Raw genomic sequence first — 19,003 nt, forward strand, 5'->3', positions numbered from 1 at the left:
GAACGGCGAGCGGGAGCTTGCCGCCGAGTGCACGGCGCTGGCCGACGAGGTGGCCGGGGCATTGCAGCAATACGCTGTCGTGGAGCATCCGGAGTTCGGAAAAATCTACGCCTTCGAGGTCGACGGTTTCGGCAGCGCGCAGCTTATGGACGACGCCAATGTGCCGTCGCTCTTGGCCATGCCCTATCTGGGCGACGTGGAGCGCACGGACCCGATTTACGAAAACACGCGCCGGTTCGTGTGGAGCACGGAAAATCCCTATTTCTGGCGCGGAGCTGCCGGAGAGGGCATCGGAGGACCCCATATCGGCGTCGAAATGATCTGGCCCATGAGCATTATGATGCGGGCCTTCACGGCGACCGACGACGAAGAGATTCGCGACTGCATCTGCCAGCTGATCACCACCGACGCCGGAACGGGATTCATGCACGAAAGTTTTTCGCGCCACGATGCCGCGGATTTCACCCGCGCGTGGTTCGCCTGGCAGAACACCCTCTTCGGGGAGCTGATCCTCAAACTCGTAAACGACGGGAAAACGGACCTGCTGAATTCCATCCGATAATGAAGAACCGCGCATTCATCGTTCGGAAGGCCCTCTCCCCGGACTTGTTGCGCGGCTCCGAACGCCGCAATGTCGCTGCTCCCGTCTTTTTCCGGCCTTGCCGTCCCCTGGTGGATCGGTTATGAACCGGCCTGCCGGCGTCCGTGCGAAAGGCAGGGGGCGGGAAATTGCGGGTTTGTTAACGAAAAGATGCGCTCCCTTCCGGGGCGCATCTTCCGTTTCTCCGAAGCGGGGCCTATTCCTCGACCTCTTCGAAATTGCTCTTGTCGACGCCGCAAACCGGGCATGCCCAGTCGTCGGGAATCTCCTCGAACGGCGTTCCGGGGGCGATGCCTCCGTCGGGATCGCCGACTGCGGGATCGTAGATCCACTCGCAGACTACACAACGATACTTTTTCATCTTTTACTCGTTTTATAAGGTGAATAATGGGTATGCAAATTGGCTGCCGCTTACGCCTCCTCCTCGGCATCTTCGTCGGGGCGGTTTCCGCCCGGCGGAGTGAGTTCGGCCACCAGCCGGTCGGCATCGGCGCACGAGACGTAGAGCCGGTCTTCGTAGATGTCCGTGATCTCGACGAAATTCCGCCACTCCGAGGCGTAGAGCCGCACGCGGTCCAGCCTCCGCAGGTCGATGAAGTGTCCGTAGTAGCCGAAGAACCCGCATCCGCCGAAGATCGGCAGAAACCATTTCATGCGTTTGGGGTCCACCCGGCGCACCGAGGCGATCTCGTCGCGGCGTATTTCGGTGATGTCCAGCAGACAGCGCACTTCGACCGTCTCGTCCGACACGACGATCTTGCGGGGAATCGACAGCGACATCAGGGCCACCAGCGCCACGATGAACGAGGTGAACCACGCCGAGAGGTAACCCCCTTCGTACAGGTGGTACAGCAGGCCGCCCAGCAGGACGAAGACGATGATGTAAATCAGCGTCCAGTAGATCGTGCTGTGATCGAAGCGGTATTTATACGTGCTCTGCATCGGTAGTCCCTTCTTCGTTTTCGGCCTCTTCGCGTGCGGCGATCAACGCTTCGGCGATGACGAAATCCCCGGGGGTCGTGAGTTTGAGGTTTTCGCGCTCGCCCTCCGCCAGGCAGACCGCCTGTCCGACGGCCTCGACCACCGAAGCGTCGTCGGTGAACTCCGCGCGGTATTCGCTCTCGTAGGCGCGGCGCAGGACCTCTGCGCGGAAGATTTGCGGGGTCTGCACGATGCGCAGAAGCCGGCGGTCGACGATGTGCGACGCAGCGCGCCCCGCGGCGTCTGCCTCTCCGTCCGTTTCGCGGAACGAATCCACCGGCTCCACGACCGGAATCGCAGCCCCGTGTTTTGCGGCGGCTTCGGCCACACGGCGGATCATCGCGACGCTCCCCAGCGGGCGCACGCCGTCCTGCACGGCGATCAGCCCGGGGTCGGACGTCAGCGCGGCCAATCCGTTCCTCACCGAGTGGAACCGCTCCGCGCCTCCCGCGGCGATTTTGTGTTCGGCGACATCGAAACGCGCCGAGAGGTTTTTCCAGAACCCGATGTGCTGTTCGGGAAGTACCGCCACGATCTCGGCGCCGGGCAGCGCCGCGGCGAACGTGTTGATCGTGCGCGCCAGTACGGGCATGCCGTCCAGAAACCGGAACTGCTTGGGCCGTGCGCCGCCTGCGCGGCTTCCGCTGCCCCCTGCTACGATGATGACTCCCGTGCGTTCCATAGGCCTGTCGTTTTATTGTTTGTCGGGTGCTTGTACGGTTGCGGGCAGGACGAGCGAATCGAGCTGCGTGATCTGCTCCTCGGGGCTGACTTCGCCGTTGAGTTCAGCCGTGATGCGGTCGCGGACGAATTCGAACAGCGCGCGGTTCTCCCTGGCGATCGGCTCGGCGGGTTCCGACGGAATCTTCAGCGGGTCGATCGGCGTGCCGTTCTTCCAGACGCGGTAATCGAGGTGCGGGCCGGTCGATGCGCCCGTCGAACCGACGTAGCCGATCAGCTGACCCTGCGACACGCGCGAACCTTTGACGATGCCCTTGGCATAGCCGCTCAAGTGGAGATAACCCGTCATCAGGTTGCCGGCATGCTTGATCTTGAGCGTGTTGCCGCCTCCGCCGCCCCAGCCTTTGAAGGTTACCGTGCCGTCGGCCACGGCGTGTACGGGCGTACCTTTCGGCGCGGCGTAGTCGACGCCCGTGTGCGGGCGGTAGACCTTGTAGATCGGGTGTTTGCGGGCGTAGGAGAATTTCGAACTGATGCGCGAGTATTTCAGCGGGGCCTTGAGCATCTGCTTGCGCAGGCTCGCGCCGTCCGCCTCCCAGTACTGGATTTTGCCGCCCTGGCGGAACGGGATGGCGTAATACTCCTTGCCGCCCTGCGAGAACTTCGCGCCCCAGATGCGCCCGATGCCCACCGACACCGTGTCGTCGATGAACCGCTCGTCGTAGATCACCGTGAAGTCGTCGCCCTTCTGGATGCCGAAGAAATCCACCGTCCACTGGTAGATGTCCTCCAGTTCGGCGGCCAGAGCGTAGGGCAGCTGCTGCTCCATGATCGCGCCCCAGAGCGAGGAGTTGATCACGGCGCTTTTCTTCGTGCGGCGCAGCGTGTAGGCCTTGGCGTCCTTGCGCACGGAGACCGAGTCGTCGTGGAATCCGAAGACCACGTAGTCGGTGACCGATATTTCATAGGCGAGGTAGTCGAGATGGGGTGCGTAGAGCGAATCCTCGTGGATAAAGGCCGTGTACTTGTGCCCGGCGCGGATGTTGCGCAGCGGGAACACCTCCTTCGAGGCTTTGTCCAGCCGGTCGACCGCGAGGGCCGACACGCCGAATCCGTTGAGTATTTTCCCCAGCGTTTCGCCGCTTCCGACCTCCCCGGTCTCGGTGCGGTAATCGTCGGCATTGATGCCGTAGAGCATGTTGTGAGGCTCCTCTGCGTCCTCCACTTCCACCGCCGGACCCTGGGTCCGGTTGCAGGCGCCTGCCGCTGCGAGCAGCAGGGCGCATATCGTTATTTTCAGACCGTTCATAAGATGAAGACAAAGATAGTGCAAGACGGGCGCAAATGCAAACTTGTTTGCAATTTGCCGAGCCGCCGCCTGTATAAGGCGCTGCCAAAGATAGTGCAAGGCGGGCGCAATGCCAAATTTTTTTTGCGGATCGCTTGTCGTCGTGCGGTGCGGACCGCAGGGACTGTCGGTGCTTTTTGACCGTCCGGGAGACAGAACCGCGGCGGTTGCCGCGGGGTATAGCTACCTTTTGGTGTCAAAAGGTAGCGCCAAAACCATCCGCATGTCGCTTTCGCGGGAACAACCTCCGGCCCGCGTTGAGCGGGCGCAGCAAGAACAAGACTATGCAGCCTCCCGCTCCGGGCACGCGGGCTGTCGGTTGTTCTTTCTCCGCTGCAAGCGATAATGCGGCGGTTTAAAACCGCTTCCAGGGGCGATCGTAGGCTTCTGTGCTTTCTGCTTGTCCCGGACGCATCCTTCCCGCCGCGTTCCGCGGCGAACGACTCCCGCTTGGCAAAAAAGGCGTTCAAAAAGATGCGGACTAAAAGCGCGAGCGGAGGGGACGGTTTGTTTACAAACCCGCGAATAGTCGCCCGGAGCCAGCGTTAGGCCGCGTCTTTTAGCCTTTTTTGTCGGCGGGTCGGTTTTTGCGCCGCTTTTTGCCGACCAAAAAGCGGCAAAGAACACCAGTCGCAGACTGCGATCAGTACTTTTTGCGGAAAAAAGGTACAAAACACCCGCGACATCGTCACGGCTTTCTCGCTACTTTTGACACCAAAAAGTACAAAGTACCCCGCGGGCGAAGACCGCGGGGTACAGCCGACCAAAAAGCGGCAAACAACACCAGTCGCAGACTGCGATCAGGACTTTTTGCGACCCAACAGCATCTGGAAATCCCCGCGACAGGGGGCGGTGCCCGGGCCTCCGTTTCCGCAAAATCAGTCGCTATTTTCCGCTCTGGAACCAGATTTGCGACTTTTGGTTTGGTGGTCCCGGGAAAAATCGTTACCTTTGAAAGTTATCTGTTCAAACCGATAGAAAGATGCTCAAATGCCTGCTCGCGCCTGCGGCCTTCCTCTATAAAGCGGGGGTGACGTTCCGTCACCGCCTCTTCGACTGGGGCATCCTCAAAAGCGAGAAGTTCGACATTCCGATCATCTGCATCGGCAACATCACCGTCGGCGGCACGGGCAAGACCCCGATGGCCGAAATGGTGATTGCCTACATGTCCCAGATGCACAATGTGGCGCTGCTTTCGCGCGGCTACGGACGCCGCACGAAGGGGTATCTTGAAGTTCGGGCCGATTCGCACTACCGCGACGCGGGCGACGAGCCGCTGCAAATCAAACTCAAGTTTCCCGATACGGTGGTCGCCGTCTGCGAGAAGCGTTCCGAAGGTATCCGCCGCATCTGCGCCGAGCATCCCGAGGTCGATCTGATCGTTATGGACGACGGCTTCCAGCACCGCTACGTGGAGCCGAAAATCAATATCGTGATGATCGACGCCACGCGGCCCGTCCAGCACGACAGGATGCTGCCCGTGGGGACGCTGCGGGACCTTCCGGAGGAGTTGCACCGCGCCCACTATTTCGTAGTCACGAAATGCCCCGAGCGGATGGCCCCGATCGACCGCCGCATTCTGCGCAAGGTGTTGATCCAGGTGGCCTACCAGCGGGTCTATTTCACGCGTTTCGAGAGTTTCATGCCCCAGCCTCTCTATGCCGAGGAGGCGTCCGGCGAGCCGCTGGCGCAGGGGCGGCCGGTGATCGCCCTTTCGGGCATCGGCAACCCGAAGCCCTTCGTGCAGACGCTCCGCGAACGTTACGAGGTCGTGGCCGAGATGACGCTCGACGACCACCATGTCTACAAAGTCCGCGACATGAACGCCCTCGCGGCGCTTCTGGAGAAGCATCCGGGCGCGGTAATTGTTACCACCGAGAAGGATGCCGTCAAGATGACCAACCGGGCGAAAATCCCCGCCCGGGTCCGCAGCAACCTGTACTATTTACCGATAAATATTTCATTCATAGAGGATTCGGCAACGGATTTTCTGCAAAAATTAGAAGAAGATGTTAGAGGAAATTAAGAAAACCGCCGCTTTCGTCAGAACCCGGACCGAGGATTTCGCGCCCGAAGTGGGGATCATACTCGGAACCGGACTGGGCGATTTCGCCGATAAGATCGACGCCCGGTTCATCATCGAATACAAGGACGTTCCCGGATTCCCCGTTTCGACGGTCGAGGGCCACAAGGGCCGCATGATCTTCGGAGAGATCGAAGGCCGCCGGGTCGTCGCCATGCAGGGCCGCTTCCACTACTACGAGGGCTACACGATGCAGCAGGTGACCTTCCCGGTGCGCGTGATGCAGCAGATCGGCATCAAATACCTCTTCGTGTCGAACGCTTCGGGCGGCATCAACCCGTCGTTCCGCGTGGGCGACCTGATGGTCATCACCGACCACATCAACCTGATGCCCAATCCGCTGATCGGTCCCAACATGGCCCAGCTCGGGCCGCGTTTCCCCGACATGCACAACTGCTACGACAAGTCGCTGATCGCCGCTGCCACGAAGATCGCCGAAGAGGAGTCGATCAAGCTCCAGTACGGCGTCTATGTCGGCGGCACGGGTCCCACGTTCGAGACGCAGGCCGAATACCGCTATTTCAAGGCCATCGGCGGCGACGCCGCGGGCATGTCGACCGTTCCCGAGGTGATCGTGGCGCGTCACATGTCGATTCCCGTCTTCGGCGTGTCGGTCATCACCAACTGCGGCCTTTCGGACGAGGTGGGCGATCACGAGGACGTGCAGCGTCAGGGCAAAAAGGCCGGCGTGCGCATGGAGCTTCTTTTCCGTCGAATGATTAAAAACCTGTAAACTTATGGTAAATAAGGTTATATTGATCGGCAACGTGGGCCTCGATCCCGAGGTGCGTACGACCGAGGGCGGCGTGAAGGTCGCCCGCGTCCGTCTGGCGACGACGGAGCGTCTGTTTGACCGGGCGTCGAACGAGACGAAGGAACACACCGAGTGGCATACGATCACCTTGTGGCGCGGTCTTGCCGACGTGGTGGACCGTTTTGTCCGCAAAGGCTCGCAAATCTACATCGAGGGGCGCCTGCGCACCCGCGAATGGATGGACAAGGACAACAACAAACGCTATACGACCGAAATTCTGGCCGACACGATGAACCTCTTGGGGCGTCGCTCGGACAATCCCGCTTCGGACGGCGCTCCGGCTCCCTCCTACGGCGCACAGCCGCAGGGGGCTTCCTATGGCCAGCAGGGCGGTTATCAGCAGCAGACACCCCGTCCGGCAGCGGCTCCGCAGCCCCAGCCGGCGGCTCCTTCGGTCCCGGCCGACGATCCGGACGACCTGCCTTTTTGATCTTCGATTTATAAGCGGCTGTTTCCGCACATCCCTCGAACGGGGCGAATGGAATGTACTTCAAGTACTACCCATCCGCTCCGTTTTTCACGATGCGCGAAACTCACTCGCTTAAAATCAAAAATTGCAGGGATAATCCGAAAAATCCGTTCTCGGAGGGTTTTATGGCTGATGGTTTGGAGTGCTACCGGTTCAGCCACTGCCTGAAATCGGGCACGCGGTCGGTGCTGACGAACGCCTCCTCTCCTTCGGCGAGGGGCGGGTGGAGCACCACCTTGATTCGGCTGCCCGAGTAGCGTATCATCTCCCGGATGGCGTCGAAGGCGACGATGAAACGGCGGTTGATCCGAAAAAAGAGGTTCGGCGGCAGTTTTTCGCCCACTTCGGTCAGCGTGCGGTCGACGATGTAGTCTTTTCCGTCGTGGGTCACGAGGTGGAGGTACTTGCCGTCGGCCATGAAATAGGCGATCTCGGCCGTGGTGACCGATTTCATCCGGGCGCCCATGTGTACCAGGAACCGTTCCTGGTAAACCGGTGGCGTCTGCGTCGGGGCTCCGTGCTCCGCAGACGCGCTTCCCCCCCCCGATAGAAGCCCCAGCTTGTCGATCGCCCGCTGCAAATCCTCGCGTCCGAAGGGTTTCAGCAGGTAGTCGATGCCCTTGTTTTCGAAGGCTTTCAGGGCATAGGAGTCGTAGGCCGTGATGAAGATGACCGGCACGGAGATCTCCGTGCGCTGGAAGATGTCGAACCCGCTGCCGTCTCCGAGGTGGATGTCCATGAAAATCAGGTCGTGACCGACGCCGGCGATGACAGCGGCGGCCTCCGCGACCGACGATGCCGTGGCGACGACCTCGATCTGCGGCGCGACCTCTGCGAGCGTCGTGCGCAGCTCCGCGACCGACAGCGGCTCGTCCTCTATGATAATGGCTCTCATGGCGTGTAAAATTATAAAAAAAACAGTCCGGTGCAAAAACCGGACTGTTTTTTCATCGGGACCCCGAAGGTCTCCGGACCGTTCCCTCGGTTCAGTCGTTCAGCTCGGGGTTGCTATCGATGGCCGACTGCGGGAAGGGCAGCGTGTAACGCGCGTCATTCGCATTGAGCGTGTAGGTCCGGTCCTTGTAGGTTTTGACGATGGCCGGCCGGGTCGTCCGGCGGAGGTCCATCCAGCGGTGTCCTTCTCCGATCAGTTCGCGGGCGCGCTCGTCGGCGATCTCTGTGCGCAGCTGCTCCGCATCCATCGCTCCGACCTTCGTGCGCTGGGTCTCCATCGCCTCGGGTTTCAGCCGCTTGGCCTTCAGGTCGAGCAGGTATCCCTTGGCCTTTTCCAGTTCCGCAGGCAGGTATGAGCCGGCTTCGGCGGCGATGAGGTACATCTCGGCGATGCGGATCGACACGCGGTCCGACGACGAGCGGTTCACGCAGTATCCCAGCAGCGTCGGCGTCCAGTTTTCGTCGTAGGCATTCACCGGGTTGAGGTAGTTGCGGCGGTTGTCCGTCGCTTCGTCCAGCAGCCCGAGGATCTTGTCCGACAGGATGCTGGCGCCGCGCAGATCGCCGTTTCCGCCGCCGAACGGGCGTTCCCAGGCCAATATGGCTTCCGGAGAGGTCGCTTTCCACGGCAGGTCGCCGCTTTCGGGAGAGGCATTGAAATCCACCAGTTCGTATTTGGGCAGCAGGCCCGTCGCTGCATCGTAAGCCGCCTGCCAGTTGCGCATGTAGAGCATGACGCGTGCCTTGAAGGCGGCGAGCGCATCGAGCGAGAACCGGTAGTTGAGCGTCGGACTCTCCTGTTTCTCCAGGGTCATCGTCCTTTCGGCGGCCTCGATGTCTTCGACGATCTGCCGGTAGACTGCGGCGACGTTCGTCGGGCGGTATTTCTGCTCGATGTCGATGTAGGTGGACAGGGGTACGCCCCGGTCGGTCGAAGCGGTCTGCGGATCGTAGGGCTTCCCGTAGAGGTTCACCAGATCGAAGTGTGCGTAAGCGCGCATGGCATAGGCTTCGCCGAGAATCTGCCGCTTGTCTTCCGAGGAGTCGTCGTCCGCGTCCGCCACGCCGTCGATCACGGCATTGGCCTGGAAGGCGGCGCGGTAATAATATTGGTAGGGATACTCCCACATCTGCGTTTCGTACTGCCAGGTGTAGTTGTAGGAGAGGGCTATGGCGTCGCTGCTGTCGAAGAAGTTGCCTTCGTGGAACATGCCGACCTCATCGGACAGCAGTCCGGTGTAGGCCTTCGAACTGGTGTAGGGAAACCGGCTGTAACCCTCGGTGAGCAGCGCCCGGTATTCCGAGGTCTTGTGGGGAATCACCTTTCCGACAGGCTCGATTTCCAGGTAGTTGCACGAGGCGAGTCCCAGTGCGGCAAGCAGGATATATGCGTTTTTTCTCATTTTTTCAACGTATTAGAAGGTAATGTTCAGTCCGACCGAGTAGGTGCGCGCCATCGGCTGCGCATAGATGTTGCCGTAGGTCTCGGGATCGAAATAGCCGTCGTAGTTCGTGGCGATCACCAGCGGGTTGCGGGCTTCGAAGTGCACGCGCAATCCGGCCATGTGGAGTTTGCGTGTGATTCGCTGCGGGAAGGAGTATCCCAGCCGGATGCTGTTCACGCGGAAGTAGTTGATCTTCCTGTTCCAGATGTCGAGGCTGTTGAACAGGTTGACGTTTGTCGGGAAATTGTCCATGATCCAGTAATAGACCCTGTACGGATCGGGATTCTCGTCCCAGTCGCCCCAGGCCGAACCGTCGGCCTGCAGGTTGCCCGTGAGCGAAGGATAGGTTCCCGAGGTGTTGGACGGCGACCACACCTTGTTCATTTCGGTGGTGTAGTTTTGCCCGGGGTTGGTCTGCGCGGGGTTGTAGAAGGGCGAGCGCGTCATGAGCTGTCCGAAAACGAAGTTGCACGAGATCGCCAGGTCGAAATTCTTGTAGTAGAACCGGTTGTTGAAACCTCCCGTCACATCCGGGTTGCGGGAACCGACGTAGGTCAGGTAGCCGCGCACGTCCTTCTGCGATACATTCATCGCCGGACCGTATTCGAAATATTCCGGAATTCCCAGTCCCCAGGGGTCGCTGGCTTCCACGCGGAAACCGACGAACTCCTGGAGCGAGATCTTCTTTCCGTCGCGCCAGAACATCGGAATGCCGTTTGCGTCCAGCCCGGCGGTTTTGATGGCGAACACGGCGCCCGACGAATAGCCTTGCAGCGAGGGGCTCCAGCTGTTGTCGTCGATACGCACCTTTTCGACCTTGTCGGTGTTGTGGGCGATGTTGATCGAGGTCTCCCAGCGGAAGTCTCGCGTGCGGACGTTCACCGTGTTGAGCGTGAATTCGATACCTTTGCTTGAGATTTCGCCGTAGTTGCTCGATGTCGAGATGAATCCCGTCTCCGAAGGGATCGTGCGCGTGGTGATCAGGTCCTTGCTTCGGCGTCCGTAGAGTTCGAACGTGAAGCCGATACGGTGTTCGAAAGCAGCGAAATCGAGGGCCGTGTTCCACGAATAGGTCGTCTCCCAGCGCAGGTTCTGGTTGGGCGGCGACGTTACGTCGATGCGGTCTTCGCTCGCTCCGCCGAGCGAGGTGCTGTTCCACGTACCGAGAATGTAGGGCGAGGTGGTGCGGTCGATATTGCCCTGGGCGCCGTAGGATACCCGCAGGCGCAGGTTGTCGAGCCACCGGGCGTCGCGCAGGAACCGTTCGCGGTTGATGCTCCATGCGCCCGAGATGGACCACATCGGGTTGAACTTGTATTTGGGGTCCACGCCGAAGAGGTTCGTGCCGTCGTAGCGCATCGAACCGAAAACGGTGTAGCGGTTGTCGTAGGTGTACGACCCTGTGAAGAAGTACGACATGTAGCGGTTTTCGTAGAAGCTTTTCGTATACTGCCTGAAACTCTCGTCGTCCAGCAGGTCGCTGTCTTCGGGTACGTTGATCGGTTTGGTCGTCATCGTTTTGTGGTCGTATCCGAATCCCTTGGTGTGTACGGTCGTGTTGGTTACGCCGCGCATCTCCAGACCGGCCATCAGGTCCAGTTCATGCTTTCCGCCGAACGTGCCCGCATATTCGGCCTGCGCTTTCCAGTTGTACTGCGAGAGGTCGCCGTTCCAGTTCTGGATTACGCCGCCTTTCGGCAGGCGCACTACCTGATCCACCATTGATTTGAGCTGATACTTGCGGGTGAAGTAGGTGTTTTCCTGCGCCATTTTCTCGGTCGCGGAGTTGTCGACCTGCAGGCCGAACTGCGTGTAGAGTTTCAATCCCTTCACCGGACGGTAATCCAGGTCGAAAATCGTCTTGATCGAACGGGTCTTGAGCGTGTACTCCGTGCGGGCGCGTTCCTCCAGGAAGTTGAAGTCGAGCACGTCGGTGTTGCCCGTATTGACCGTCATGTCGGGGTCGTACGCGTAGCTGCCGTCGGGATTGTAGGCGTTGAGGTAGGGGTTCACCGTGCGGGTGTAGCGCGACGGGTTGGTGAACACGTCCGTGTCGGAGAGGTAGGAGTCGTTCTTGTTCTGCCCCACGAACACCGAGGCTCCGAAGCGCAGGTTCTGCAGCAGGTCGTAGTCGGTCTTCATCGTGAGGTTCAGACGCTCGAATCCCGTTCCGACGGTCGTTCCCTGCTCGTTGTAGTAGCCGCCCGAGAAGTAGTAGCCGGTCTTGCCGCTGCCGCCCGAAATGCTGACGCTGTACTGCTGGTTGAGCGCAGTCCGGTAGATTTCGCGGCCCCAGTCGGTGCCGTTGCGGCGCAGGGCGCCGATCGCGCTCTGCGTCTCGGGGGAGAGCGATGCGAGGCTTCCGCCGTTGACGAGCGCCGGGCGCTCCCCGGCCTTGTCCAGGATGCGGGCTACGCCGCCCATGCCCGGCAGGTAGTTGAGTCGGGCGTTCGCCGCCAGCCCCAGCTCCAGATCGACCTTCTGCGAGGCGTTCATCAGGTTGAGGCGCGAGAGGTCGGGACGGTCGGTCACGAATAGCGATGCCGAGACGTTGACGCGCATCGCCTGGTTGCGGAGGCCTTTCTTGGTGGTGATGATGATGACGCCGTTCGCCGCGCGGGCGCCGTAAATGGCCGTCGCGGCGGCGTCTTTCAGTACGGTGATGTCCTCGATGTCCCACGGGTTGAGTCCCGCGATCGACATGTTGTAGAGGTTGTCGACGCTCTCCTTCGATGACCAGTCCTTCGGAATGTCGTTGCCTTCGAGCGGCATGCCGTCGAGCACCCACAGCGGGTCGGTGTTGCCGTTCAGCGTCACGGTGCTTCGGATCTTGATCTTGCTGGCCGCGCCCGGTCCGCCCGAGGTGGGGGTCGACACGAGACCGGCGATCGAGCCGGAGAGCATTTCGTCGACGCTCGCCACGCCGTCCCGCGCGATGTCCGACATCTTGACAGAAGAGATCGACGAGGTCAGTTTGCGTTTCTCGATGCGCTGGTATCCGGTCACCACCACGGCGTCCACCTTGTTGTCCGACGCCGAGAGGTAGATCGTGAAATCGCTCTTGCCCGAAATATCGAGGGTCCGGGCTTCGTAGCCGAGGTAGCTGACCACGACTTTCCGGACGCTTGCGGGCAGTTTGAAGGCGAAGCGTCCCTGCTCGTAGGCGATTGTTCCCTGCGGATTGTAGTCTTTGGCCTGGGTCTCCTCGGGCGCGATGAAGACGGTTGCTCCCACGAGCGGCGCTCCGTCGGCGCGGTCGAGCACCTGGCCCGTGATCTGCCGGGTCTGCTGCGCCAGCGCCAGCAGGGGACAGACCAGAACGAATAGCGTAAGGAATTTTTTCATATTACAAATATAGATGTGTTTGAGTTGTTTTTCTGTTAAATCGAATCTGTTTTTCTGATATTGCTTCGAGATCGTAACCTCTTTAACAGCCCTTTCAGTTGCCGCAAAGCCGTCTTTCCGGGGTGGAAGACGGCTTTTGCAGCGTTTTGGTTTATAACATTCGCAAGGCTTCTTTCAGCCTCAATTCGAGATCGCGGTAATGGTTTCGGGTCGCCTGGTCGCCGCTTTGGAAGCGGCCCTGCACGACGGTCAGCAGCCTTCGCATTTCAGCCCGTTTGGCCGACGTGGTTTCGCTCACGCGCTGCATCATGTCGTAGTTGCGCGCCGTGCGCAAGCCGATCTCCTCGGGTCTCGGCAGCGGTTCGAGGCTCAGCTCGGGAGCGTCCTGCATCAGCGAGCAGGTGCATCCGCGCCCGTCGTGCGCGTGATCGCGGAGCGTCGATCCCAGCTTGGTGGTCTTCACCATCGTCAGGTTCGACGAGACGATCAGCGCGTCGACGTAGTTCTTCTGGCTCATCCGTTCCCAGATCGAGAGCGAGCGGCCTCCGGGGCGGATGAAGATGGCGCGCGTGATGTCGTCCATCATCTGCTCGGGCGTGTAGGTCTTCGCCCCGCGCCCCTGCCGCGCTTCGACCTCGTACATGCGGACCAGCCGCTGGTCGGCCAGCAGTTCGTAGTAGGTCTTGTACTGGAGTTCGCGCGCGAAGTTGTAGGGGGCGTATTCCATCTGTCCCACGGGCGACGATCGCTGCGCATAGGCCTTGTCCCACGCCTTGGCGCCGAACAGCCATTCGGGGGTGGTGAACACCTCGTCGATGAGGTATTTGACGCTCTTGCGCTGGTAGTCGGCCGGAACCGGCACGTAACGGTCGATGTCGTGTCCCGCCACGACGTTGTTGAGGTAGAAACCGCCGACATTGGTCTTCACATGGTCGGCATAGGCCAGCCACTGGAAGACGATGGCCATCAGCAGCCGGCCGCCTTCGTATTGCAGTTTGCCCTCCTCCGAGGTCCAGTCCGTCACGTGGGGAATGATGCGCCGGAGGTTTTTCAGGCCGTATGTGCTGGCCAGCACGGCGTCGTTGCTCAAGTCTTCCGACTGTGACCGGGGGTCGATGCCTTCGCGCGACTGTTCGCCGTACCAGTATTCGGGATCGTTCTCGTGCTCGCGCAGCCAGGCGTTGAGCGTCGGCAGCTCCTCGTGCGGGTCCTGCACGTCGAGCCAGCGGTAGCCCCAGTTGATGGCGTGTTTGTCGTAGGTTCCGATCTTGGGCGTCAGTTGCGTGATGCCGTCCTCGGGCTGGGCCACGTAGTTGAAGCGGGCGTAGTCCATGATCGAACTGGCCGTCCCGTTCGTTGCGGTGTAGCTCTTCGAGCGGAGCGAATCCACCGGCACGGAGTACGAAGCCCCGAAATTGTGCTTCAGTCCGAGGCTGTGCCCCAGCTCGTGCGACGAGACGAAGCGCACGGCATTGCCCATCACCTCCGTCGGCAGCGTGTTGCCGCGCGCTGCGGGGTCCACGGCGCCGGTCTGGAGGCGGATCCAGGCGTGGAGAATGCTCATCACGTTGTGCCACCAGATGATGTCGGCCTCGATGATCTCGCCGCTCCGGGGGTCGATCACCGAAGGGCCCATGGCGTTGGCCATCTCCGAGGCGGCGTAGGTCACCACCGAGTAGCGCACGTCGTCGATGTCGAACTCCCGGTCGTCGGGGGTGACCTCCCGTGCTACGATGGCGTTTTTGAAGCCTGCGGCCTCGAAGGCCTCCTGCCACTCGACGATGCCTTTCTTGATGTAGGGAACCCATACGGGCGGGGTCGCCGGGTCGATCCACAACTCGATCGGCTTCTGCGGTTCGACCAGTTCGCCTTTCTTGTAACGCTCCACGTCCTCGGGTTTCGGCTCCAGCCGCCAGCGGTTGATGAACGCGCGTTCCTCGGCCTTCTGCTGTTCGTCGTTGAAGTAGAGGTGCCCGATCTCGAAATAGCCCACGCGGTCGTCGGAGAACCGCGGTCGCATCGGCTCCCTGGCGAGCAGCACCAGGTTCGAGGTGATCTCCACGGTCAGGGGGATCGTCGTGCCCTCCTCGGTGTGCGAGGTCGAGAGGAGCGATTTGACGATGATGTTTTCGGGGAACGACTTGACGGATTCGATCTTCGAAAGGTCCTTCTTGGGCGAACCGGGCAGTCCGATGGAGCCGAAAACGTTGTTGAAACTCTTTTCGCTGCCGTCGAAGACCTTGTTGACCTTGATGACCACCGATGCCGAATCCTTGCCGTAGGCATCGATCGGGAATTGCTCGATCGCCGTTTCGCGGTAGTTGTCCCTTACGGAGCGGGTGATGCGGTCGCCTTCGGGCGAGGTGATGCGCGGGTCGTAGGTCATGACCCATACCTTTTTATAAAGGGTGTCCTTGCGGAAACGCACGATCTTCTCGCCGTAGCCCATGCCCTTGTTGACGCCCGCGTCGTTCAGGGCGTAGGGAACGCCCGAAATCTTGTTGACGATCAGTATGTCGCGGCCCATCAGCGAGTCGGGAATCTCGAACAGGAAGTCGGTTCCCTTGCGGTGCACGTCGAACATGCCCTTGTCGGTCACGGCGCCTTTCAGCAGTTCTTCGTACCCTTTCTTCTCTTTTTTGGTCGTGTCGGCCTTCTCGGCCGCGGCTTCGGTTTTCTTCGACTTGCGGCCCGGCTTGCCCTTCGCTTCGGCCGTCGGGGCCGTCAGCAGGAGGAGCGTCGCCAGCGCAAGCATGCTCCCGATCAATCGTCTCTTGTTCATCGTTTATTATTGCAGTTATCGCGCGAATCGGTAAAATCCGCAGGATGCAATAATAAAATTTAAATGTTTACCGGAAAAACGATCGGGGGCGAATGCCCGGATCGGGGGAGTGAATGCCTCAATCAGGCGGATTACTTTTCGGGCGGCAGCAGCGGCAGACGGCACCGGAAGGTTCCGTCGCCGACCGAAATCGAGATGTTCTCTTCGGTGTAGAACCGATATACCGAGCGGATTCGTTCCAGTCCCATGCCGAGCGACTCCTTGTCGCCGTCGCTGCGCGGCGTGTAGTTGTTCTCGATCAGGAAGCTTTCGCCCTCGGTGCGGATGCGGATGTGCAGCGGGTTGCCGCCCGTGATGCTGTTGTGCTTCACGGCATTCTCGACCAGCGTCTGGAGGCTCATCGAGGGAATCCGCCAGTTGCGCAGCGCGGGGTCGATGGCCGAGGTGAGTTCGATGCGGTCGTCGAAGCGGATTTTCTGAAGCGTGTAGTACTGCCACGTGAAGTCGATCTCCTCGGCGAGCGTCGAGAGTATCTGCTTGCGGCGTTCCAGCACCCGGCGGTAGACGCGCGAGAGGGTTAGCGTGAACTCCCGGGCCTGATCGGGGTTGCAGCGGATCAGCGCGTAGAGCGAATTGAGCGAGTTGAACAGGAAGTGGGGGTCGATCTGCTCCAGCAGCTGTTGCAGGTGGAGCTGTGCCGACTCCCGTTCCGAATGGCGGCGCAGATCGTATTCGCGGCGCCAGCGGCGTTGTGCCAGGACGAGCAGCACGGCGAAGAACAGCACCGAGATCACGGCGGCGAAAACCGTGTAGAAGTGAAAATCGTCGATCTCCTGCTCGATGACCAGCCGCGGGATGCCGATGCCTGCCACCCAGCGGCGTCCGCCCAGCTGAATGGGGTAGTAGATGCGCTCCTCGTCGATGTTGAGATAGTCCGAGATCGCGTGAACGGTGACGCTCTGTCCGGTGGCCGCGACCTTCCGGAATGCCGCCAGTCCCGTCGAGTCGCTCGCCGGACGGCCCAGTTTGAGGCTGTCGGGATGGTAGACGATCACCCCTTCGGGATCGAACAGCGTGGCGTATCCGCTGCTGGCCGGACTCTGCGTCATGCAGGTATAGATTTCGGGCAGCGGAAAATCAATGCCGCATATATGCCTGCGGCCCGTGCGGTCCGTCACCGGGCAGGCCATGCTCCAGACCTGAATCCGTCCCGAACCGGTCACATGGCTGCGCACCGAGTCGCCGTCCGTTGCGGCGATGAGCCGCTGCCGGAAATCTCCGGCTGCCTCCGTGGTGCGGGGCGTTTTTCCGCGCGGGTAGCTGCGGATCGTGCGGCCCCCGGCTTCAGCGAACCAGACGCACCCGGCTTTGGGGTCCATCCGCATCAGCGTCGCCGCGAGCACGTGCAGTTCGGCGTCCGTCGGCGCGGTGCGCTCGCGCATGAATTGCACCGAGGCGTCCAGCACCCCCTCCGAACGCTCGAACTCGACCTGTAACAGTCTGTAATGGTATTCGCTGATATGCCTGACGATACGGCCGCTCATCTGCACGGCCACGCCGTTGATCGTGCGTCCGGCGGTCAGGATGCCCGCCACGAGCAGGATCAGCAGAACCGTTCCCGTTATCAGAAGCCGCCCTTTGGGGGTATGTCGCTGTCGTGCCATGCGGAACAAATGTAGTGATTTTTTCGCCCCTGCGAAGAAAAACCCCGCGGAAATCTTTCTGCGGGGCCTTGTCTGGTCAGTCGTCCTTGCGTATGTTCAGCCGCTCCCAGAGCCACTCCGGAATCAGCTTCCAGAAGAAGACCATGAGGGCGTAGCGGCGGTCGATGACCACACGACGGCGGGGATGCCGCAGTACGTGCATGATGCGTGCCGCGACCTTTTCCGTGCGCATCAGCATCGGGTAGCGGCCGTCGCCGGAGAGCAGCGGCGTGGCGACGAATCCCGGGCGGATGTCCGTAAAGCGGATGCCGCAGTTTTCCATGCGGGAAAGCTGTGCCAGCGCGTCGATGTAGGTGTTCTGCATCCGCTTGGTCGCCGAATAGGCCGGGGCCGATCCGAGACCTTTCGTGCCGGCGATCGAGCTGATGACGGCGATCCGTCCGCCGCCGTGGCTGCGGAAGTGGCCGAAAGCGGCCGTGACCATCCTGACGAACCCTTCGCCGTTGGTGCGCAGGGTGTTCAGTTCGATGTCGGGGCGCAGCGCGGTGTTGCGGCTGCCGATGCCCGAGGCGTGGAAATAGATCTCCATGCCGCCCAGCCGTTCGACGAGCCGGGCAAGGCGTTCGGGAGCGTCGTCGCGGGTGATGTCGATGGTCTCGGTCTCGACCTGGCCGGGGGCTTCGGAGCGGAGGGCTTCGAGGGCCTCCTTGCGGCGTCCGGCGGCTCCGACCCGCCATCCTGCGCGGATGCAGAGCCGGGCGACTTCGAGTCCGATGCCCGATGTGGCGCCCACGATGACGATACGTTTCATGGCGGTTTGATTTTCAGGGTTTCACACACCGAATATACGAAAGGAATGCCGGAAAAGCAAATCTTCCCGGAAAAGAGAAAGAACCCCGGAGGGTTCTCTTTGTCTTATCGTTTTTTTCCGGGTTTCGGATTCTCCCCTTGGAGCGGGGTGAGCAGCGCTGTGCGCTGTTCCGCGGTCAGCCGGGCCGGGGCGATGCGCAGCAGGTAGTGGGTGAGGCTGTTTTCCTCGCCCGAGGTGTAGGCCTGCACGAGTTCCCATCCGCGGCACACCATGTAGTTGAGCGCCTCTATCCCCGAATTGAAGAGCAGTCTGTTGCCTGCGGCGTCTGTCAGGTAGTTGTATTTCAGGACTTCGGTCTTCTGCCCGAAATCGAACAGCACGCCGTTGTTGCGGTGCGTGGGCAGGTGGTGGGCCGTGATCTCGCAGTAGACATGGGGCGGCAGCGTCGGCAGGGTGTCGGCCTCGATGCTCTGCGCCGAACCGAGTCCGGCGTACGCCAGCGCTGCGAGCAGGAAAAGGATCTTTTTCATCGGACCGTCATTTTTCGTTCAACTCGTACTGTACGCACTCGATTCCCACGCGGCGCAACAGGTTCAGCCCCTCTTCCGAACGGTAATCCTCCGCGTAAACCACCCGCCTGATCCCCGCCTGAATGATCAGTTTCGAACATTCGATGCAGGGTGCGGCGGTGATGTAGAGCGTCGATCCGTCGCAGTTGTTGGCCGATTTGGCGACCTTGGTGATGGCGTTGGCCTCGGCGTGGAGCACATAGGGTTTGGTGTGGCCCTCGTCGTCCTCGCAGACGTTTTCGAAACCCGACGGCGTGCCGTTGTAGCCGTCCGAAATGATCATCTTGTCCTTGACGATCAGCGCCCCGACCTTGCGGCGTACGCAGTATGAATTTTCGGCCCAGATACTCGCCATGCGCAGGTAGCGCATGTCCAGCTGGCGTTGCTTCTCCTCCAGGTAACCCATAATTTTGAATTCTGGTTCTAAATTATGAATCGGAACTGTCAGGGTAAAGG

Annotated in this window: 16 protein-coding genes; 4 read left to right on the top strand and 12 right to left on the bottom strand. The window is 60.8% G+C overall.

All coding sequences use genetic code 11. From position 1 onward, the window contains the following. Positions 1 to 562: glycoside hydrolase family 125 protein (locus DWW03_RS10225; RefSeq protein ID WP_118406728.1), on the top strand; the 562-nt coding region annotated here is incomplete at its 5' end. 235 nt (positions 563 to 797) lie between these two features. Here the strand turns inward: DWW03_RS10225 and rd are convergent. Genes rd through DWW03_RS10245 form a run of 4 tightly spaced genes read right to left on the bottom strand, consistent with a single transcriptional unit; the run spans position 798 to position 3,572 of the window. Continuing rightward, on the bottom strand, positions 798 to 962 hold the full coding sequence (gene rd, locus DWW03_RS10230) for a rubredoxin (RefSeq protein WP_015547243.1): 165 nt from the start codon (positions 960 to 962) through the stop codon (positions 798 to 800). Positions 963 to 1,012: 50 nt separating this feature from the next. After that, a complete protein-coding gene (locus DWW03_RS10235) occupies positions 1,013 to 1,543 on the bottom strand; it encodes a PH domain-containing protein (RefSeq protein ID WP_015547242.1) in 531 nt (176 codons plus the stop codon). Beyond that, positions 1,527 to 2,264 (bottom strand): 2-C-methyl-D-erythritol 4-phosphate cytidylyltransferase, encoded by a 738-nt coding sequence (gene ispD, locus DWW03_RS10240; protein ID WP_022061814.1) that lies wholly within the window; start codon positions 2,262 to 2,264, stop codon positions 1,527 to 1,529. Before ispD ends, DWW03_RS10235 begins: the two co-directional genes overlap by 17 nt. Positions 2,265 to 2,276: 12 nt before the next feature. After that, entirely contained in the window at positions 2,277 to 3,572 is a 1,296-nt protein-coding gene (locus DWW03_RS10245) for a M23 family metallopeptidase (RefSeq protein WP_022061815.1), read from the bottom strand. A 1,021-nt stretch (positions 3,573 to 4,593) separates the two neighbouring features. On the opposite strand from DWW03_RS10245, the gene lpxK reads away from it, so the two are divergent. The 3 genes from lpxK to DWW03_RS10260 are packed head-to-tail and all read left to right on the top strand — an operon-like array spanning position 4,594 to position 6,938. Then, a complete protein-coding gene (gene lpxK / locus DWW03_RS10250) occupies positions 4,594 to 5,637 on the top strand; it encodes a tetraacyldisaccharide 4'-kinase (protein WP_015547238.1) in 1,044 nt (347 codons plus the stop codon). Continuing rightward, a complete protein-coding gene (locus tag DWW03_RS10255) occupies positions 5,621 to 6,427 on the top strand; it encodes a purine-nucleoside phosphorylase (RefSeq protein WP_015547237.1) in 807 nt (268 codons plus the stop codon). The genes lpxK and DWW03_RS10255 overlap by 17 nt, the downstream gene beginning before the upstream one ends. Positions 6,428 to 6,431: 4 nt before the next feature. Then, complete coding sequence (locus DWW03_RS10260; RefSeq protein WP_022062656.1) at positions 6,432 to 6,938, top strand: single-stranded DNA-binding protein; 507 nt, start codon at positions 6,432 to 6,434, stop codon at positions 6,936 to 6,938. A 184-nt stretch (positions 6,939 to 7,122) separates the two neighbouring features. On the opposite strand, the gene DWW03_RS10265 is transcribed toward DWW03_RS10260, so the two are convergent. The 8 genes from DWW03_RS10265 to DWW03_RS10300 form a co-directional block, all read right to left on the bottom strand. After that, complete coding sequence (locus DWW03_RS10265; RefSeq protein ID WP_015547236.1) at positions 7,123 to 7,872, bottom strand: LytR/AlgR family response regulator transcription factor; 750 nt, start codon at positions 7,870 to 7,872, stop codon at positions 7,123 to 7,125. A 91-nt stretch (positions 7,873 to 7,963) separates the two neighbouring features. Beyond that, the gene (locus DWW03_RS10270; RefSeq protein WP_118406729.1) at positions 7,964 to 9,334 is read right to left on the bottom strand and encodes a RagB/SusD family nutrient uptake outer membrane protein; all 1,371 of its coding nucleotides are present in this window, start codon (positions 9,332 to 9,334) and stop codon (positions 7,964 to 7,966) included. A gap of 12 nt (positions 9,335 to 9,346) precedes the next feature. Beyond that, positions 9,347 to 12,721 (bottom strand): SusC/RagA family TonB-linked outer membrane protein, encoded by a 3,375-nt coding sequence (locus DWW03_RS10275; protein ID WP_118406730.1) that lies wholly within the window; start codon positions 12,719 to 12,721, stop codon positions 9,347 to 9,349. Positions 12,722 to 12,872: 151 nt separating this feature from the next. Beyond that, entirely contained in the window at positions 12,873 to 15,503 is a 2,631-nt protein-coding gene (locus DWW03_RS10280) for a zinc-dependent metalloprotease (protein WP_181989620.1), read from the bottom strand. Positions 15,504 to 15,634: 131 nt separating this feature from the next. Continuing rightward, positions 15,635 to 17,167 carry a histidine kinase gene (locus DWW03_RS10285; RefSeq protein ID WP_118406740.1) on the bottom strand — a complete coding sequence of 511 codons (1,533 nt, stop codon included), beginning with the start codon at positions 17,165 to 17,167 and terminating at the stop codon, positions 15,635 to 15,637. Positions 17,168 to 17,243: 76 nt separating this feature from the next. Beyond that, a complete protein-coding gene (locus DWW03_RS10290) occupies positions 17,244 to 17,978 on the bottom strand; it encodes an SDR family NAD(P)-dependent oxidoreductase (protein ID WP_118406732.1) in 735 nt (244 codons plus the stop codon). A gap of 104 nt (positions 17,979 to 18,082) precedes the next feature. After that, a complete protein-coding gene (locus DWW03_RS10295; RefSeq protein WP_022062649.1) occupies positions 18,083 to 18,508 on the bottom strand; it encodes a hypothetical protein in 426 nt (141 codons plus the stop codon). Between the two features lie 7 nt (positions 18,509 to 18,515). After that, entirely contained in the window at positions 18,516 to 18,953 is a 438-nt protein-coding gene (locus DWW03_RS10300) for a deoxycytidylate deaminase (protein ID WP_022062648.1), read from the bottom strand. Positions 18,954 to 19,003 lie beyond the last annotated feature (50 nt).

The organism is Alistipes sp. AF14-19 (assembly GCF_003461645.1).
GTDB classification, from domain to species: Bacteria; Bacteroidota; Bacteroidia; order Bacteroidales; family Rikenellaceae; genus Alistipes; species Alistipes shahii.

Excerpts from the sequence above, each read along its gene's own strand:
- DWW03_RS10235 (WP_015547242.1), bottom strand. The coding sequence starts at position 1,543 with ATGCAGAGCACGTATAAATACCGCTTCGATCACAGCACGATCTACTGG.
- DWW03_RS10295 (WP_022062649.1), bottom strand. The coding sequence starts at position 18,508 with ATGAAAAAGATCCTTTTCCTGCTCGCAGCGCTGGCGTACGCCGGACTC.
- DWW03_RS10270 (WP_118406729.1), bottom strand. The coding sequence starts at position 9,334 with ATGAGAAAAAACGCATATATCCTGCTTGCCGCACTGGGACTCGCCTCG.
- DWW03_RS10255 (WP_015547237.1), top strand. The coding sequence starts at position 5,621 with ATGTTAGAGGAAATTAAGAAAACCGCCGCTTTCGTCAGAACCCGGACC.
- rd (WP_015547243.1), bottom strand. The coding sequence starts at position 962 with ATGAAAAAGTATCGTTGTGTAGTCTGCGAGTGGATCTACGATCCCGCA.
- DWW03_RS10300 (WP_022062648.1), bottom strand. The coding sequence starts at position 18,953 with ATGGGTTACCTGGAGGAGAAGCAACGCCAGCTGGACATGCGCTACCTG.
- DWW03_RS10280 (WP_181989620.1), bottom strand. The coding sequence starts at position 15,503 with ATGAACAAGAGACGATTGATCGGGAGCATGCTTGCGCTGGCGACGCTC.
- ispD (WP_022061814.1), bottom strand. The coding sequence starts at position 2,264 with ATGGAACGCACGGGAGTCATCATCGTAGCAGGGGGCAGCGGAAGCCGC.
- DWW03_RS10285 (WP_118406740.1), bottom strand. The coding sequence starts at position 17,167 with ATGGCACGACAGCGACATACCCCCAAAGGGCGGCTTCTGATAACGGGA.
- DWW03_RS10275 (WP_118406730.1), bottom strand. The coding sequence starts at position 12,721 with ATGAAAAAATTCCTTACGCTATTCGTTCTGGTCTGTCCCCTGCTGGCG.
- DWW03_RS10245 (WP_022061815.1), bottom strand. The coding sequence starts at position 3,572 with ATGAACGGTCTGAAAATAACGATATGCGCCCTGCTGCTCGCAGCGGCA.
- DWW03_RS10265 (WP_015547236.1), bottom strand. The coding sequence starts at position 7,872 with ATGAGAGCCATTATCATAGAGGACGAGCCGCTGTCGGTCGCGGAGCTG.
- lpxK (WP_015547238.1), top strand. The coding sequence starts at position 4,594 with ATGCTCAAATGCCTGCTCGCGCCTGCGGCCTTCCTCTATAAAGCGGGG.
- DWW03_RS10290 (WP_118406732.1), bottom strand. The coding sequence starts at position 17,978 with ATGAAACGTATCGTCATCGTGGGCGCCACATCGGGCATCGGACTCGAA.
- DWW03_RS10260 (WP_022062656.1), top strand. The coding sequence starts at position 6,432 with ATGGTAAATAAGGTTATATTGATCGGCAACGTGGGCCTCGATCCCGAG.